We start from the raw sequence: 16,785 nt of genomic DNA on the forward strand, positions 1-16,785 counted from the left end.
GAATCTACAGGGACCCCGACAGCCTGCCCGTAGGCCAATCCAATTGCGTGCGGGGCAGTTAACCATTCTCCTAACTGGATTAATGTGTTTCACAACCAGGTGACCCAAATCGCTAGCGTTGTGAGACGCATACACCGATTGCAGCCCGACGCCCGCAAATACCATCGTGTCCATGACTCGTGTGAGACTGTGCTCGTGATCGAGCGAGCAGTGAATTTTGAACGCCTCCGCGGGATGCGCTGCGGGACTTGTAGCCATGAGTGGCATGCAAACGCTGTGTGGTTGGACCGCTTCAATCAAGGAGATGAAGCCTGTCCGGAGTGTGGCACCAACTGCGAGTCCGAGGAGCGGCCTGACTTCTGGGCCGCTCAAGACGACCCCGCCTACGATGACACGAAGGTGCGTGAAACGTACTGGTATCACACTTCAACGCACGCGAACTGGCCCGATCGATCCTTCGACCCCAGCGCTGGTCTCACCGACATAACCAAGCAAAGAATGAAAAGAATCACCGCCGACGGGAAAGGGCTGGAACGCTGGGCCAAAGGCCAGATGGCCAAGGCACTGCACCTAGGCACCTACGAGGCAGCGATCGAGAACATGCTCAGGCGGATGACGGACCAAGACGGCGCCAGCCAACAGTTCTATCTTTATCGGGTCCATCTCCGCCCCAACGCTGCCATCGAACCAGGCGTTCATCCGGAGCCCACCAACTTCGTCGGTGATGTGCAGTTGGCCGAGATTTGCGCCCCTGACATCGACGCATTCCGCTACGTAAACACCCACGAAGACCCGTCGAGCATTTCTCTCGCGGTCAGGCTGGGCGCGATCCAGGCCGTGCAGGGCATCCCTATTCCCTTAGCGGTCGATCCGGCACATCCGTGGGTGTGCGGCGCTGGGGCTCGACTGCTCGAAGCTGCGTCGCTGCCCGCACCGCAACCAAAAACCAGGCTCGAATGCATGCGACGGCACATGCCCTCTGCGCTCTCTATCGAAGCCCGCAAGCTGGAGAAAGAAGTCGCTGACATGTTGCCGCTAGGGCTCCACCGGAGGTTACATACGTTCTTTGATGAAGAAAACCTAGCGACGGCGCCGGGTGCATTCCCCTCGAAGCTGCTTGCTTTGGCTCAGCTCGTCAGCAATCCGCTCACTGCTCTCGAATTGCTCGACACCGTGTCCTGGAGAGAGGTCTGACCCAATCGTTTCCCCTGCCCTGCTGGATCTTCCCTTCATCAAAATTTGCGCCTTGAACCCCTAGGCTTGCAGGGCATCGCAGCCGCCAAATTGAGCTGTGAAGAACGCATTGTGACCTAACGGATGATGCCGGCCGTCCCGCTCCCCAGGTCCCGTCAAAGGTCTTCTTCTTACTTGTTGAGAATGCGCGAGCGAGACATTTTGATGAGACAAGCCGGTGTTGAAAATCTGGGACGGCCTGCCGGGACGCAGGCTGCAGGTCCATGCCCCAGCAAAAGGGTCCTTTGATGAGATGAACCTCAGTGACGACCGTCAAAAACGTACGATCATCCCATGACCTTTGAGCAGGTTTGGCCTGTCCTCGCGTTTTTCCTCGGAGGCATAAGCACACTACTTCTCGACACCGAAGTCTTCGGCTGCGGCCGGCAGCTGCCATGGTCAGCAAAGTAAAGACCGACCCGTAAGAGGTTGACTCATGGACATTTTGCGGGTCGTCGGCTACTACACCTTTCGCAACTCCGAGCGCGCGGGCTGCCAAATGCAAAGCTGAACCCCTACTAGACTGGCATACTTACCTGTACTGACCTAGTGCATGCATTAGACGATTTTGAAAGGAATAGCGGCAAGGTGTCCCTATTTAGCGCGATAGCCATCACCCTCTCGATCGCGCTAGAAGTGTACATCTGTATAAAATTGGCGAGATTTTTTGTAGAAGAACCGCATGACTATTCCGAAAAAGTACAACAGACAACAAAGAATGCACCAGAGCTTACTGGCGATCTCCTCCACCAAGGAGGAGATTTAGCCGTCGCAATCATCGACGTATCTTATTGGTCCCACCGCCGTGTTGACTCCCTCAACCTCCTAGAAGGGCAACGCGGAAGACGGCGAATTTCACTTGACTGCACTCCACTCGGAATCTGCTCAGACAGCTCTGGGAGACATGAGGAAAAGAAATGCGACAGCGTTCATTTAAATGAGGGACAGAAGCTAGGCATTGTCCCTTTGGCCTTTATGGCCAAGGAGACCCTCCGTGACCTGGACGTACAAGATAGCTCAGGCACGTCTCTTCCGGTCTTGGGACGTCAGCAAAACGGCAGGTTAGCGGCCGCTGCCGTTGCCTACCTCATCCATGTTTTCCGCCAGGAGGACATAAGGCCCGAGGCATGGGAAAGGATCTATTCCATTGCCATCGGACCCAGCGAGATAGCTATCACTGATGCAACTGACCTGATCGAAGAGATGGATCTTGACGCCGTTTCAGCCTCCTTGCTCCTAGACATAGCCAGCAACTTCATACTGATGACACAAGTAAGCCCTTCGGAGGTGGGGCAACGCCAAGTTTTGAAATATTCCTATCACTGGGAATCGCGAGCCGCCGGCAATCCAATTCGGCGTTTCCTTCGAACCTTATTCGCTGGTCTAGGGTTTCTAAGTTTTCCTGTGGATATCACACTTGATTCCATAGACATGGCAGCGAGCTACCATCTGGAGTGCAAAGCGCCCAAGGGCCTCATCAGCACTAAGGTGCAACTTCCCCCTGACGAATCCGGCTCTCCCCAAGTGAATCGCTCACATTCAGTTGTCGGTCACATGAGTGGTAGTTATGCCCCTTCCTCTGTGACCGACCAATCCGCTTCATTAGGTTTTGCAATAGATCGCCGTGGTTTACTCCACTCCGTTTTACTTTCGGCTATTGCTGTATCTATCATTTTCGGCGCACTGTTGGTAGTTCCGGATGCATACAAGTCGCTTTCTGCTTCGGTGGATGCAGCCAATGCGTTACTCTTATTTATCCCAGCCGTCCTTATTGCGCTTAATGCACGGGGAGACGAAAATGCACTCACAAGTAGTTTATTGTCCCCTTTGCGCTGCGTCTCAGGTTTTCTCGCTATCATCTTGTTTGCTGCAGGCGCCCTCCTCGTCCTGAACGCCCCTCACGATGTCACTACGATCTACTGGAAAGCGTCTCTAGGACTCGCGGTAGTGGTCGTTGCTGCGACCTTGCTTGGATCTGTCATACTCGAAGTGAGCGGAAGGAGGGCACATGCCAAAAGAGCGAGTCATCAAGGGGAGTAAGCAAACTTCCCCAGTTCGGCGTGAACAACCGATCCTGCTTATAAGTTCTGCTCAAGGCAAACGTGCTCCGGTGAATATGCGCAAGTATGAGGAGGCTCGAAACGTGCTCCTAGCTCATGGTCTTCGGACAATCCGGCCAACTACCTCTTGAGTTTGCACAGCTAACCAGAAGCCTCTGGCGTCCTAGTTACGTCAGAGGCTTTTTCGTGCGCACCAAGAACGGCTATCTAGGATGCCATCGGGCAGGCTTCATGCCGCCAGGCCCCAGAACATGCGGTAGACGCGAGGTGTGACATGCACAGGCGCTGATGGGATATCGGTCATCTCATGGCGCCCGTATCGGCTAGTTCTAACTGTCTACCTCGCGCGGGGACCGAAGCAATGCGGCGGCTTTCAGCTAACTCGGTGACGGAATAGCCGGTAACAGCGCATATGTTCGTTGGGGTGTCCCCGGGCGGCATTCTCCGCGTGCACGAAACGAGCCGACTCTTACGCGGCGGAACGGGACCGCAGCCGCCCCGGTGCAGTCAAGGGCACCTGCGCGGCCAGGCTTCGCCGCCCGTTCACCTGGGTGTGGCGGAACAGGGACCGGTCGGTCATACGGGAGTCCTAGCTTGAGGGATTGCTTCCAACAGCAATCACCCTGGCGAAAGGAATCTGTATGTCTTCCCCTGTCTCCCGGCGTCGTCGTGCCCTGACGGGCGGCACCGCCCTGGCCCTGCTGGCACCGCTGGCGTTCTTCGGCGTGCAGATGGCTTCGGCGGATCCGCCGAAGCACTCCGGCGCGGAGGGCAACCCGCCGGCCCACGCGCCGGCCAAGGGTCACCGCGGGGACAAGCCCGTCGATGATGGGGTGGACCCCACGGCGTACGTCGGCGGTCCCGACGTCGTCACCGAGGGCGAGACCGGAGAGGATGTCCTGGATGGTGTGGTCTTCGATGACGCCAACCAGAACTCGGTCCGGGATAAAGGCGAGACGGGCATCCCGGGGGTGACGGTGTCCAACGGCCGCGAGGTGGTCCAGACCGACGCCAAGGGCCGCTACGAGCTGCCGGCGAAGGACAAGGACACCTTCTTCGTCACCAAGCCCGCCGGCTGGGACACCCCGGTCGATGAGAACAACATCGCGCAGTTCTCCTACACCCACGCCCCCAACGGTACCGCCGAGCAGGAGTTGCGCTTCGGTGGCCTGGAGCCCACCGGGGAACTGCCCGCCGCGGTGAACTTCCCGCTGATCAAGAATCCCTCCTCGGCGAGCGAGGACATTCGGTGCCTGGTGCTGGCCGATCCGCAGGCCTACTCCAACCAGGAGATCTCCCATGCACGCAACGGTGCGCTGCGCGAAGCAGCGGCCTATGATGCCGCCGACTGCGGCGCCCTGTTGCTGGGCGATATCGCCGGCGATGACCTGGGCATGTACGACCGAGCGAAGGAGGCCCTGGGCCTAATGGGCATGCCTGTGCGCGCAATCCCCGGCAACCATGACTTGGACTTCGACGCCACGGACGCCCGGTGGTCGTTCGATACCTACCGGCAGCACTGGGGACCGGAGAACTACTCCTATGATGTCGGCAAGGTACACGTGCTGGCGCTGAACAACGTGAAATACCCGTGCACGCCCGAGGACGACAATGCCGACGGCAAGCGGCCGGCCTGCGAGGACCCGGCCGGCGCCCCGGCGTACAACGGCCGCCTCGGGGAAGACACCCTGGCGTGGATCAAGAAGGATCTGGCCACCGTGCCCAAGGACAAGCGCGTCGTGGTCGCCACGCACATCCCGCTGGTGTCCCACTCCGGCGCGGACAGCGCCCAGCACCAGACCGACGACGTTCGCACGCTCTACGAACTCCTCGAAGGACGCGAGGCCTTGTCCCTGTCCGGTCATTCGCACTGGGTCGAGTCGATGGCCGAGGGGGATTCCCTCGGGGCGTGGGAGGAGGCCGTGGGGGTGAAGGCTGTGCCGTTCGACCACATCGTCGCCGGCGCCGTGTCGGGAGACTGGTACGCCGGGGACTACGACGTCGACGGCCAGCCGATGAGTTTCCAGGGCGACGGCGCGCTGCCGGGCTTCTGGACCTTCGACTTCTCCGGCACGGACTATCGGCACGCCTTCCACGCCACCGGCCGCGACGGCGACCAGATGGGCCTGGGCGTGAGCTCCCCGCACTACCGCCACTGGGCGCAGACCCTGATCGACTGGCGCGACGAGCACCCCGTCACCTGGGAGAACAAGCACAAGGACGCGGTGCCCCCGCTCACCCTGGGAGATCTCGGGGACCAGAACATGATTACCCGCGAGGACCTTAACGGAGGCACCTACCTGACCGCCAACGTCTGGGCGGGCACCACCGACTCCACCGTCACCGTCTCGATCGACGGCGCCGAACCCGTCACCGCGGAGATCACCCAGCCGGCGGCGGGTGAAGAGGTCCGGCGCGGCGTCGAGTGGTCCGACCCGTCAGCGCTGATCCGCCAGCTCACCAGCGCCCGGATGTCCTATCAGTCGACCTCGGGGAACCCGGAGGCCCAGGGCCTGCACCTGTACAACGGCCAGGTCTACGGGCCCTCCGCACCGCGCCCGGTGGAAGGCAACCTCGCCGATGGGTCCCCGCACCTGTGGCGCATCCCGCTGTCGGCCGACCTCGAGAACGGCATGCACCTGGCCGAGGTGGTGTGGACCGACCGCTACGGTAACAAACACACCGAGACCCTCGCCTTCGAGGTCGTCGAAGAACGGCCACAGCAGAGCTTCCGGCTGGACACCTTCGGCGAGGACGTCGTGTGGTGATGGTTGCACGCCGCTTGCGCTAGTCCCGCGGGTGCCTGCCAGCCGCGCTCACAGGAACGCGGGGGCCACGGCGAAGACCGCGGTCAGGACGTGCCGTCGGCGGCGGGAGACGTCGTGCATCAGCAGCGGCGCGTCTTCGTAGGGTACGACGTCGGAGATCAAGTGCTTGCGGATCGTGTCACCGTGGGTGCCGAGCAGCTTGATGGTTTCGGCCGAGAGCCGCGCCCGGTCCCACTGTGCCGTGAGGCCGCGGGGCACCCTGCCGATCTGCGCGCAGCGCAGGTTGAGCCCGTTGTGGTGGAATTCCTCGCCCAGCCGTACGGCGTCGGCCCCGCTGGTGTAGAAGGCCAGGTCGATGATGCTTCCCTGCGGGCGGGCCGCTCGGAGGGCCGCGTGGAGCGCTTCGGGGCGACCCCGGCATTGGAAGACGACGTCGGCGCCCCGGTCCCCGGGACCGTGGCGCCATCGTGTTTTCAGGATTTTGCCGGGGTCGTCGTTCAGGTCGAGGGCCAGGAAGCCCAGCTCTTCGGCCAGCTGCCGGCGGCGGGGGTCGGAGTCGGCGACGGCGACTTCGCGCGCGCCGAGAGACCGGGCGAACAGGGCGGTGACCAGCCCGATGGGCCCGGCTCCGGTGACGAGCACCAGCCGGCCGTCCACGCCGTCACCCAACGCGCGGACCATACCGCCGGTTTCATCTGCCGCCGCGTGCAGCAGGCCGTTGGCGCAGATGGGCCCGAAGTGTGCGACGAAGACGCCCAGCAGCGGGTCAAGGTCGCCGGGCAGCGGCACCAGATGCTCGCGCAGCGGGTCGGCCACATGCGCGGTGGCGTGGCCATAGGCCGTGGCAAGGATGTCCCCTTCGGTGAAGGCCGGAGTGCGGGATTGGGCGACCCGGGCGACTTCCATGTAGCCCAGCCGGCGGATCGGGTAGGCGGCCTCCGCCGAGTCCTGCAGGAACAGGCCAAGCTCCTGATCCAGGCGGGACCGCAGCCCGGGGTGGTCGCCCTTGACGAAGGCCAGTTCGGTGCCGGCGGACAGGCCGGTGACGAGGGTTTCGAGCAGGAGCCCGCCGTCGGGGACTTCGGGCAGCTGCTCCTCGACGATTTCCAGGGCTCCTGCTGCAGGAATGACGAGGTTGCGCCGGTTCCTCACGGCGCTGCCCCTGCCGTGGCCGGCCGCTCTTCGGGCAGCTTCACCGGCAGCCCCGTGCGCGCCGATTCGGCAATGGCACAGCCGAGCCGGTGGCTGCGCAGGGCCTCGGCATAGGGTGTGCGGGTGCTTTCCCGTTCGCCGCGGACTGCTTCGATGAATTCCCGGTCGACGGCGATGCGCGGGTCCTCGGCACAGCCCAGGTCCGTGCGCGACGTGCCGTCGAAGCTGCTCAAGCCGGCCTCGGACAGCTCGAGGTACAGGCCTCGACTCACGATGTGCAGAGCCGCGCGGTGCTTGGCGGCCAGCACCGAGGTCGCAGCGAGCGTGGCCACGGTTCCGCTGGCAAAGCGGACGGTGGCCGCGGTGGCGTCGTCGACGTCGTCCGGCTCCGGCCCTGACCCGTCGTCCGGCGGATGCCCGGTCTCCGTCCCGCGCACCCCGGCGGCGTAGACCTCGACGGCTTCGCCGAGCAGGAAGCGAGCGGTGTCCAGCACGTGCGTGAGCTGCTCGACCACCTGACCGCCGGAGCGGTCCATGCGCCCCCACCAGGGAACCGGCGGCCGTTTGTCCAGCCAGTAGCCGTTGGCCAGCAGGGCCGGGGCCTCCGCGAGCAGACCGCGGGCATGTCCGACGGCGTCCATGCAGCGCCAGTGGTAGCCGGTGCCGGTGACGACGCCGGCCGCTTCCACCAGCGCTCCAATTTCCTCCGCGGTTTCCCGGCCCAGGCCGACCGGCTTTTCCACGAACAGCGGCAGTCCCCTGGACAGCGCGGCCCGTTCACCGGGCCCGTGCGCGAACGGCGGAACGCATACGTAGACGGCGTCCGCTTCCGTGTGGTCGAGGGCCGTCTCGGGATTGGTGAACGCCGGGGCGCCCACTTCACGCCCCAGCTTCTCGGCCGCAGCCGCATGCGCGTCGGTGACGCTGGTGATCCGGGCGCCGAGCTCCTGCAGGACGCCAACGTGCCGGCGCCCGACGGAGCCGGCCCCGATCAGGGCTACTTTCACGCTCATCTGGCCTCCTGGAGGAGTTGGTCGTACAGGCGCAGGTAACTGGCAGCCATCGCCTCGGGTGTCCATGCCGCCGCCGCGTCGATGCAGTCCTGTGGGCTGATTTCGCCCAGTTCCTGCAGGAATCGGGCCATGTCCTGCTCATCGGCGGCGAGGAAACCGGTGCGGCCGTGGTCTACCAGCGAGGGCAGCACTCCCAGCGGTGTTCCCACCACGGGGATGCCGCGGGAGAGTGCTTCCACTACCCCGGTGGCTCCGGGTTCGGCCCACCGGTTGGGGGCCAGCAGCACCCGGGCCGAGCGCAGGACGCGTTCCTTCGCCTCGCCTTCGACCCCGCCGATCCAGCGGTACCGGCCGCCGTCGAGCAGCGGATGGACCTCTTCCCGGAAGTACTTGGCGTCCGGGTGGGAGGCCAGGTGCGGGTCCCCATCGGCCAGCCGGCGGTCCAGCTCGGCCGGGTCGTTGATTCCGGCGACGGGTCCGGCGAGTACCAGCGGCAGGCCGGCCAGGCGGCAGATCCTGAGCGCGGCGTCCTGCCCCTTGTCGCGGGTAATGCGGGCCAGCACCAGGGCGTGACCGGCTTTCTCCGCGTGGACGTCCAGGGCGGGCGGAGCGGCCAGCGGGACGACGCCGATCGTCTGGCGCTGCAGCGCCCTTGGTGCGCGCTCCAGCTGGGACTGCGAGACCGCGGCGAACCGGATGCGGCCGCGGCCGTTGAAGGACGAATAGAACGCGCTGTGCTTGCCCAGATCCCAGTGCAGGGTCTGCAGCACCGGCGGAGCGGCAGGTCCCATGGCGGCAAACACGGCAGGTCCCACCACCTCGAGGTGGTCGTGCACCAGGTCCCAGGCGCCGCCGTCGTACATGGCCTGCACAACGCCCTGCATATGCGCGTGGGCGATACCCGAGACCTGATTGTAGGGCAGGGCGATCGAGGCGAACTGGGGTTCGTCGAGCGGGCACAGGTAGGCGTCCGCCTCGATCGTGCTCGGACCCACCGTGGCGAGGGTGACATGCACCCCGGCGCTGCGCAACTCTGGAATCAGGGTGGCGATCACCGTTTCGATGCCCCCGTACCCGCGGGGCGGAACAGGCAACCAGGGGCCGGCGTTGATGAGAATCCGCACGGCTCAGGCCACGTGCCCGGTCGCGAGCCGGTACTGGCCCACGTCCAGCATCGCCGGACGTTCGGACACTTCAACGGTGCAGCTTTGCCCGACGTAGTCCTCCCCCTGGCGCATGAACTGTGTCAGCTCGACGGCGGGAGGGGCGGCCGGGGCCAGGCCACGGCGGTGCAGCCGGGCCTGCACGGTAAGCTGGATCTGCAGCGCCATCCGGGCCAGCTCAGCGTCCGTGGAGTTGCGGTGGCAGCGCTCGCCCAGGTCCACCTGGGCCATCCCGTCCAGGCCCACGGCTTCCAACACGTCAATCAGCATGCCGGTTTCCACCCCGTAGCCGGAGACGAAGGGGATCCTTTCGAGCAGGCTGCGCCGGCCGGCGTATTCGCCGGCCAGTGGTTGGACGATCCCGGCCAGTTCGGGCCAGAACAGGTTCAGCAGGGGGCGTGCCACCAGTTCCGTGACGCGGCCTCCGCCCGCGGGCATGATTTTGACCCCGTCGTCGAGCGGCCGGTCATAGTAGCTCTTGACGAAGTGGGTCCGGCGATCGGTCAGCAGCGGGCCTATCAATCCGACGGCAAACTGTGCATCGAACCGGCGCAGGTCCGAGTCCATGAACACCAGAAGGTCGCCGTTGGCGATGGCCAGGGATTTCCACAAGGCTTCGCCCTTGCCCGGAGTGCATCCGGTGCCGGGCAGGATCAGGTCCTGGTGGGCAACCTTGGCACCGGCGGCCGCGGCCACGGCCGAGGTATCGTCCGTGGAGTTGGAGTCGATCACGATGATCTCGTCCAGGAGCGGTATCGCCTCGACAAGTTCGGTGCGCAAAGCGGTCACGATCGACCCGACCGTCGCCGACTCGTTCTTGGCCGGAAGCACCACGCTGATCCGCTGGCCGGCCTTGCGTTTCACGAGTTCGTGCCGGTCGAAGCTTTTGCCTTGATAATTTTTGGCGGAGAACCACTCCAGAACGTCTGCCCGCATTCCGGCTTCCTCTCATCGAGCGCCGGTTCATCCCCCAAGGCCGGCTGTCGGTAGGATCAAGTCGAAGCCTACGGTCCGGATCCTGCCCTGTGAATAGTTTCCGCGAGATTGGCAGGGGCGGCCGTCCCCAGGAAAGGGGGGGCGATACCGGTGCGGGCGGCTCGGAAACGTCTGCGCAAGGCCGCGGCAGGCGGCAGCAGTGAGGAGAATTGATGCAGCAGCAGGTCCCCGCGGGCGGCCGCGTCCATCGGCCCCGCCTGGTGCTGTGGCGGCACGGCCAAACCGACTGGAACGTGTTGGAAAAGGCCCAGGGCCATGCCGACATCCCGCTCAATGCGACCGGCCGTGTCCAGGCCAAGCAGGCTGCCCGGCTGCTGGCAACGTTCCAACCCGATTTCATCTGGTCCAGCGACCTGGAACGCGCCCGCCACACTGCTGCAGAGCTGGCCGCGTTAACCGGGCTGGAACCGGTGCTGGACAAGCGGCTGCGCGAGTACCATGTGGGCATCAGGCAAGGCACGACCTTTGCGGAGTTCCGGGAACAGCATCCGAGCATCTATGAGAGCTTCTTCCGTGAGGAGAACTACCGGGTTCCCGGGGCCGAGCTGCCCTCCGAAGTGAACGGGCGGATGAAGTCGGTCATGCAGGACGCCGCCGCAGAACTGGGCCAAGGCGGCACGGGCGTCCTGGTGGGACACGGGGCCGCCCTCCGAAGCGGGCTGTTGGCCTTCTTCGACGCGCCGGCCCACATGCGCGAGATGTTTGCCGGCATGGCAAACTGCGCCTGGACGGTGCTTGAAAAGCACCCGGACCGCGGGTGGCAGGTCGTCGACTACAACGCCCAAACCCTGCCCGATCCCTCCTCGGCACTGGCAGACGACATGCCGGCCGAACACGATGACCAGGGGTAGGATCCATCCGGCAAATCCGAAGGTTGAGACGAGGACATCCATAGATCCACCGCGCCGTCGGGCCCGCCGAGAGCACTACGGCGGACTGGTGGCGACATCGCAAAGACTGCACCAACCCGGGCCCGGCGGAGAAGCCACGTCCACGGCATCGCCAACTTCGGCGCGCTGGTTGGTCGCGCGGTGCCTCCGCACAACCGGGGTGGATGCTGGAACAAGCTTTTTACAAGAGGACCAGCGAAGGATACGCCCTATGCCGCGCATCATGCCGGCATGTCCACGGCCGGTGACCGGCGAACCGAGGGAGACGTTAAGAATGGCGCGCACAACCGGGGTTCACGCAGTGCTCCTGTCCACAATGCTGATGCTCACAGCCTGCGGAGGTGAAGCAGCGCCAGAAGGGACCGCCGAGCCGGCCGCCTCCCCTACCGCCCAATCGCCGCAGGCCACCTCGGCGGCCAAAACATACACCAACGACGACCTCAAGGAAGTGATCGCGGGTCTGGAAGACGCGCAGGGCCAACAACTTTCAATCATTCCGGCGGCCCAAATCGATCAGGGACTCGTGGCCGCGAAGGAATTGCTGGCCAACGCGACCATCACCCCTGAAGCCTGTTCCATGTTCGCGACCGAACAGACCCAAATACCCGACGGCAGCACCTACGCCGCTGGAGCCAGCCAATCGGCCGAAGAAAAGTCCCAGACCGTCATCACCCTCGTCGCCGTCAAAGACCCGCAAGTCGTCGCCGACCAGTTCGAACAAGCACAAAAATCCATGCAGCAGTGCGCCGACTTCGAAATCGAAGCGGAAGGACAGAAAATCAGCAGCAAGATCACCCCACTGGACGTGACCACAGACGGTGAGCAGTCCCTCGGCTCCATCACCACCCAGAAGTTGCCGAACGGGCAAAGCCAGCAGGTCATGTCTGTAGCCGGAGCGCAAGGACCGCTCGCGGCCACCGCAGTGAAAATCGGACTCGACATCGAGGAAGAAGCACAGGACGAACTCATCAAACTCGTCAACGACGCCCTGGCCCATGGCGGGTAACCCACATAGCCTTCAGAACCGAATCAAGACCCACATGCCTCATCAGCAACAAGCTGAACCCGGTCACTCATTGGGAATAGCCGGGTTCATCTTGGCGTGAATCACCATAACTACGGCTCCGGATATCGTTACACATAGCACTCCCGGTGACCGAACTCAAAATCGGAACCAGCCCGAATCCGGAGAGTGCGCCCCCGGGCATTCCAGATACTTTGGAAGACTCAAGCCCTACTCGAAACGTGGAGGGGAAAGTTATGCAAGCAAGAGATGTTCTGAACCAGGAGCAAATCCAAGCAAATCTGCTCCAGTTGCCGGAATGGCGCTACGGTCTGGGTGCCTTGCGGACCGCATTTCGATGTGAATCATCCGCAGCTGCCTTGGACCTGCTTTCCACCATTGGCGGGCTGGCGCAGGAATCCGACCACCACCCTGACGTGGACTGGCGGTTCGACACTTTGTTCATCACGCTAACTTCGCACGATGCCGGAGACAGGGTGACGGAGCGCGACGTAACGCTGGCCCGCTCGATATCGAAGCAGGCCCACGCCCACAGCGCCACGCCCCTCCCGGGACTCTTGCGCACAGTGGAGATAGCCATAGACACAGATGCCCCGGAAGCCATTTCGGAAGTCTGGCGAACTGCACTGGGCTACAAGATGCACGAAGACGGAAGCCTGATAGATCCCTACGGCAGGGGTCCGGCCATCTGGTTTCAGGAGTCTCAGAGTCCCAGTGCAAATCGTTTCCACCTGGACGTCACTGTCCCCTTCAGCGAGAGCACCTCGACTCTGGATGCCCTGGTAAGCATTGGTGCCACACTCGATGATGAACATGCACCCATGTGGGTAGTGGCCACCGATGCCCAAGGCAACCGGTTATGCATCAGCACTGAAGCCGGACGCGGCGACTAGACGGGTCGGTCCACGCTGCTATGCGGCCATGAAAACATTCCATGTCCGTCCGAGGGCTAATGCCCCGGCCACAGCGCCAGACGGGATTAAGTTGATATCCGAAGCCATGGACATCCGCTCCCTTCGCAGGACTGGCAACCATCAGAAGGGGTTGTCAGCACTGACCGTCACCACAGGAAAAGCCCGGACCGACGGCGGTCCGGGCTTCTTTTTTCCTGTCAGCCGCAGTCGCCGCCACCGCCGCCTCCGGCATCCCCTCCGTAGGCAGTGGCTCCAAACGCTCCCGTGCTGGCCGCATCCGTGCTAACGGGAGCCCGGGCACCCTTTACTGGCCGGCGGTCGGCGCGGGCACCCAAGACCACCCAAGCGATACACGCCGCACAAAGGATCGCAACGATGATGGCGAATTCCATACCTAACTCCTGTCGTTGAGCTCAGGGTATGGGCGGAATACGTTTAGGGCAACAGTTTCAGGACGGGACAATTAGTGACTGCTGCGCCCGCGGCCGGAGGCTAACCTCGGGGGCAGCATTCGGTCGGCCGCCATTCCGGTCACCATCGAGAATATTGTTTTGTGGAGGATGTCCACTGCTTTCTCCTCGGCCGTCCAGGTGATTGGTGGGGAACCGGCCACCGGTGGCGTTCTCAATTGTTTGGTCAAAGCCCAGTCGCATCACGGTGTGCCACAGGTTGGCATGCAGTCCGCAAATGCCCGTGATGGCCCACACTCCCCTCAAAGCACCGAGGCTGGCACCGGTGCAGTAATGCATCAGATGGTTCCACAGAAAGGGCTTGGCATCGTTGGCGGGCAGATGGCCACATTGAAAGTCCCGGCAATCAAGGCCTCCCTTGCGGACCGCGAAAACCATGGCTAGCGTTTACCGAACAGTAAGCCTGCTTATAAAAACAGGTTGAGCACCACAAGGCTGCCCCGATCGGGCACCGGCCCACCATCGAGGAGACATCGATGCGCATCAAGGATTCAGTCGTTGTGATCACCGGCGCGTCAAGCGGGATAGGCCGGGCCACTGCCCTTCGGTTCGCCAGGCGCGGCGCGCGCGTCGTACTCGCGGCCCGCCGGGCACAGGCTTTGGAAACGCTTGCCGCCGAATGTGAACGTCGCGGGGCGCAAGCACTGGCAGTGCCGACCGATGTCAGCGACGCCGCCGCCATGCAGGAACTCGCCAACCGCGCGGTAGCACGCTTCGGCAGAATCGACGTCTGGATCAACAACGCCGCTGTGAGCTTCTTCGCTCCATTCCTCAAGGCACCTGTCGAGGACTTCCGGCGCCTCATCGACGTCAACGTCATGGGCTACGTGCACGGATGCCGGGCCGCGTTGGAGCAGATGCAGCAGCAGGGAGCGGGCGTGATCATCAACGTTTCCTCGGTCGTGGGGGAAATCGCCCAGCCCTACACCTCCGCCTATTCGATGTCCAAGGCCGCCATCCGCGCCCTGGGCGTTAGCCTGCGCTCGGAACTGCGGCTCACCGGCAGGAAGAACCTTAGGGTCTGCACGCTTCTGCCGGCAACCATCGACACCCCGTTCTTCCAGCACGCCGGTAACTACACCGGCCGCAAGGCCCTGGCCATGCCGCCTGTGTACACGGCGGAACGGGTTGCCAAAGCCATCACCGTATTGGCGGTCTCCCCCCGCGCCGAAGCCGTCGTCGGGCCACTCGGACGGGTCATGGCCTTGCAGCACAGGCTCACCCCGCGCTTGATCGAAGGCGCCATGGCAGCCCAGGTTAACAGGACACATCTTTCGCGCAGTGAGCCAGCGCCCACGACCGCGGGAAACCTCTACGCACCTCAGCCCTCGCACCCGAATCCAGCAACGGGAGGCGGCTGGCACGGAAGAAGAAAAACTGCGCTCCGCAGGACAGGCGCCACCCTGCTCGTCCTCACCGCCGCCGGAAAGCTCACCAGCGCCCTTGCCCGGCGCTACCTTGATTCCGGTTGGCCAGCAACGCGGACCGCGTAGTTTCGCCCCGCATCGGCGGAGCACTGCGCGGTCAGCCGCGTTCACCCCTTGTCCCCCGCGCCTCCGGTGGCGGCGGTGATTTTTCCGTAGGCAACAAGGTTGTCTTCGAACCTGCCGTTCTGTGGGTTGTACCCGTCGCAGGTGATGAGCCGGATCTCTGCCTGCTTGGTATTCCCGTACACCTGCAGGGCTGGGAAGCTGTCTTTGGCATAGCGCTCGATGACCGTCAGCCGGAAGACCGCGGTCGTGCCATCCTCACGCTCGACCCTGACTTCGTCTCCGGGGACCAACTCCTGCAGCCTGGCGAAAACGCCCGGCCCCCCGCCCAGGGCGTTGACGTGGCCCAGGAGGATCGAGGGCCCCTTCTCCCCCGGCGTCGGGGAATTGATGTACCACCCTGCCGGGGAACCGGCCTCTTCGGGCGGCACCTCCAAGGTGCGATCCTCTCGTTGTGCGAGGCCGATGATGTCGCTGCGAAGACCAATCCGGGGAATGCTCACAGCTGAAGGCCTGGCTTTCTCCAACACGAGGGAATCGCCGCCTGTAGCGGGAACGGCGGTTTGGGGAGCGGCCGTGTTTCTGGCAACTTGCTCCGGCTTTTGCCCCGATTCAGCTCCTTGGCCCGGGCGGGGAGCCTGCTCGACGGCGGCGCTCGAGGGAGCGGAGGGCGGGAGCGACCCGGTAGCGGAGGGTGCAGCGCACCCCGCATTCATGGCCAGGACAAGGGCCAGCCCGGCGAAGAAGGGCGGCCCTGTCCTTGCCGTCTTCACGCCGATCAGTCCCTGGGAGCGGAACGCCTGCGGGCAACGGCCGCCGTCGCGCCGGCGGCAAGCAGCACTCCGAGACCTGCGGCGACGGACATCGCGCTTCCGTCTGTTTGCGCGGGCGTATCGATGCCTGTGTCGGGGGCAGCACCAGGCATCGGCCCGGTCATCTGGGAGGCGACCAGGGTTCCGCAGGCCGCGGAAAGTGTGGCAGCGAGCGGCAGCCCCGGGGCTTCAGGGCTCATTTTTTGCTGGGCAGCCGGAGGAAGCCTGTTCGGGTCCACGCCGTGGACCTCCACCGTTGCAGATCCGGCCTGGATCGCCGCTATTGTTGCCGGATCTAAGGTCAGGGTCCGCTGATAGGTGTAGGCGCCGCCGGCGGGGAAGCGGTCGTTTGCCACTATCGAGGCGGGGCTGGTGTCCCCCTGGACCGTCAGCGACGTACTGACGGCACCGGCATACGGTTCGCCCTCGGGTGAACTGACGACGCCGTCGCCGTCGGTGTCTGCTGCTGGCCCCGGGCATAACCCCTGGCCGCCGATGTGAATGTGTTGGCCATGTGGGAACGGCGCGTTCATCCAGATTTCCGCGGCGCCCGAGACGTTCATGCTGACCGTTGCCTGCTGTCCGTGTATCTCGATCATCGCTTGTCCGGCGGTTCCGCTGTTGTTGGCCGGTGCAAGGTCAGCCTGCCACACGCCGTCTTGGGCTACGGCCGGCCCGGCCGCGAAAGCCATGGCGCCAAGCGCGACGGCAGGGGCAATGAGAAGAGTCTGTGCCTTCATGATGTAGGCCTCTCAGAAAATAGTAAGGGTGCTTACGGTTCTCCCGTGCGTCACACCCTA

Annotated in this window: 13 protein-coding genes; 7 read left to right on the forward strand and 6 right to left on the reverse strand. The window is 63.8% G+C overall.

The window, feature by feature from the left end; translation table 11 throughout:
- Positions 1-282 precede the first annotated feature (282 nt).
- The 3 genes from AC5RTY_RS04740 (at position 283) to AC5RTY_RS04750 (ending at position 6,061) form a co-directional block, all read left to right on the forward strand.
- Positions 283-1,194 (forward strand): hypothetical protein, encoded by a 912-nt coding sequence (locus AC5RTY_RS04740; protein WP_494139108.1) that lies wholly within the window; start codon positions 283-285, stop codon positions 1,192-1,194.
- A gap of 588 nt (positions 1,195-1,782) precedes the next feature.
- Complete coding sequence (locus AC5RTY_RS04745; RefSeq protein WP_494139109.1) at positions 1,783-3,273, forward strand: hypothetical protein; 1,491 nt, start codon at positions 1,783-1,785, stop codon at positions 3,271-3,273.
- A 661-nt stretch (positions 3,274-3,934) separates the two neighbouring features.
- Positions 3,935-6,061 carry a calcineurin-like phosphoesterase C-terminal domain-containing protein gene (locus AC5RTY_RS04750; RefSeq protein ID WP_494139110.1) on the forward strand — a complete coding sequence of 709 codons (2,127 nt, stop codon included), beginning with the start codon at positions 3,935-3,937 and terminating at the stop codon, positions 6,059-6,061.
- Between the two features lie 48 nt (positions 6,062-6,109).
- Here the strand turns inward: AC5RTY_RS04750 and AC5RTY_RS04755 are convergent, their stop codons facing one another.
- The 4 genes from AC5RTY_RS04755 to AC5RTY_RS04770 are packed head-to-tail and all read right to left on the reverse strand — an operon-like array spanning position 6,110 to position 10,325.
- On the reverse strand, positions 6,110-7,213 hold the full coding sequence (locus AC5RTY_RS04755) for a zinc-binding dehydrogenase (protein ID WP_494139111.1): 1,104 nt from the start codon (positions 7,211-7,213) through the stop codon (positions 6,110-6,112).
- Positions 7,210-8,226 (reverse strand): Gfo/Idh/MocA family protein, encoded by a 1,017-nt coding sequence (locus tag AC5RTY_RS04760; protein ID WP_494139112.1) that lies wholly within the window; start codon positions 8,224-8,226, stop codon positions 7,210-7,212. The genes AC5RTY_RS04755 and AC5RTY_RS04760 overlap by 4 nt, the downstream gene beginning before the upstream one ends.
- Positions 8,223-9,350, reverse strand: a complete 1,128-nt coding sequence (locus AC5RTY_RS04765) for a glycosyltransferase (RefSeq protein WP_494139113.1) — start codon at positions 9,348-9,350, stop codon at positions 8,223-8,225. The genes AC5RTY_RS04760 and AC5RTY_RS04765 overlap by 4 nt, the downstream gene beginning before the upstream one ends.
- A gap of 3 nt (positions 9,351-9,353) precedes the next feature.
- A complete protein-coding gene (locus AC5RTY_RS04770; protein WP_494139114.1) occupies positions 9,354-10,325 on the reverse strand; it encodes a glucosyl-3-phosphoglycerate synthase in 972 nt (323 codons plus the stop codon).
- A gap of 212 nt (positions 10,326-10,537) precedes the next feature.
- Here AC5RTY_RS04770 and AC5RTY_RS04775 point away from each other — a divergent pair, with 212 nt between their 5' ends.
- The 4 genes from AC5RTY_RS04775 to AC5RTY_RS04790 all read left to right on the forward strand — a co-directional run bounded on the left by AC5RTY_RS04775 (position 10,538) and on the right by AC5RTY_RS04790 (position 15,176).
- Positions 10,538-11,236: a histidine phosphatase family protein gene (locus tag AC5RTY_RS04775; protein ID WP_494139115.1), complete on the forward strand. Its 699-nt coding sequence runs from the start codon at positions 10,538-10,540 to the stop codon at positions 11,234-11,236.
- Between the two features lie 313 nt (positions 11,237-11,549).
- Positions 11,550-12,281 (forward strand): hypothetical protein, encoded by a 732-nt coding sequence (locus AC5RTY_RS04780; RefSeq protein ID WP_494139116.1) that lies wholly within the window; start codon positions 11,550-11,552, stop codon positions 12,279-12,281.
- A 146-nt stretch (positions 12,282-12,427) separates the two neighbouring features.
- The gene (locus AC5RTY_RS04785; protein WP_494139117.1) at positions 12,428-13,192 is read left to right on the forward strand and encodes a 4a-hydroxytetrahydrobiopterin dehydratase; all 765 of its coding nucleotides are present in this window, start codon (positions 12,428-12,430) and stop codon (positions 13,190-13,192) included.
- A gap of 967 nt (positions 13,193-14,159) precedes the next feature.
- A complete protein-coding gene (locus AC5RTY_RS04790) occupies positions 14,160-15,176 on the forward strand; it encodes an SDR family oxidoreductase (RefSeq protein WP_494139118.1) in 1,017 nt (338 codons plus the stop codon).
- 41 nt (positions 15,177-15,217) lie between these two features.
- Here AC5RTY_RS04790 and AC5RTY_RS04795 read toward each other — a convergent pair whose 3' ends face one another.
- Entirely contained in the window at positions 15,218-15,676 is a 459-nt protein-coding gene (locus AC5RTY_RS04795) for a sortase domain-containing protein (protein WP_494139119.1), read from the reverse strand.
- A gap of 275 nt (positions 15,677-15,951) precedes the next feature.
- On the reverse strand, positions 15,952-16,725 hold the full coding sequence (locus AC5RTY_RS04800) for a hypothetical protein (protein WP_494139120.1): 774 nt from the start codon (positions 16,723-16,725) through the stop codon (positions 15,952-15,954).
- Between the last annotated feature and the right edge of the window lie 60 nt (positions 16,726-16,785).

The sequence above is a fragment of the Arthrobacter sp. Y3224055 genome (genome assembly GCF_059090825.1).

Excerpts from the sequence above, each read along its gene's own strand:
- AC5RTY_RS04750 (WP_494139110.1), top strand. The coding sequence starts at position 3,935 with ATGTCTTCCCCTGTCTCCCGGCGTCGTCGTGCCCTGACGGGCGGCACC.
- AC5RTY_RS04760 (WP_494139112.1), bottom strand. The coding sequence starts at position 8,226 with ATGAGCGTGAAAGTAGCCCTGATCGGGGCCGGCTCCGTCGGGCGCCGG.
- AC5RTY_RS04770 (WP_494139114.1), bottom strand. The coding sequence starts at position 10,325 with ATGCGGGCAGACGTTCTGGAGTGGTTCTCCGCCAAAAATTATCAAGGC.
- AC5RTY_RS04775 (WP_494139115.1), top strand. The coding sequence starts at position 10,538 with ATGCAGCAGCAGGTCCCCGCGGGCGGCCGCGTCCATCGGCCCCGCCTG.
- AC5RTY_RS04780 (WP_494139116.1), top strand. The coding sequence starts at position 11,550 with ATGGCGCGCACAACCGGGGTTCACGCAGTGCTCCTGTCCACAATGCTG.
- AC5RTY_RS04790 (WP_494139118.1), top strand. The coding sequence starts at position 14,160 with ATGCGCATCAAGGATTCAGTCGTTGTGATCACCGGCGCGTCAAGCGGG.
- AC5RTY_RS04800 (WP_494139120.1), bottom strand. The coding sequence starts at position 16,725 with ATGAAGGCACAGACTCTTCTCATTGCCCCTGCCGTCGCGCTTGGCGCC.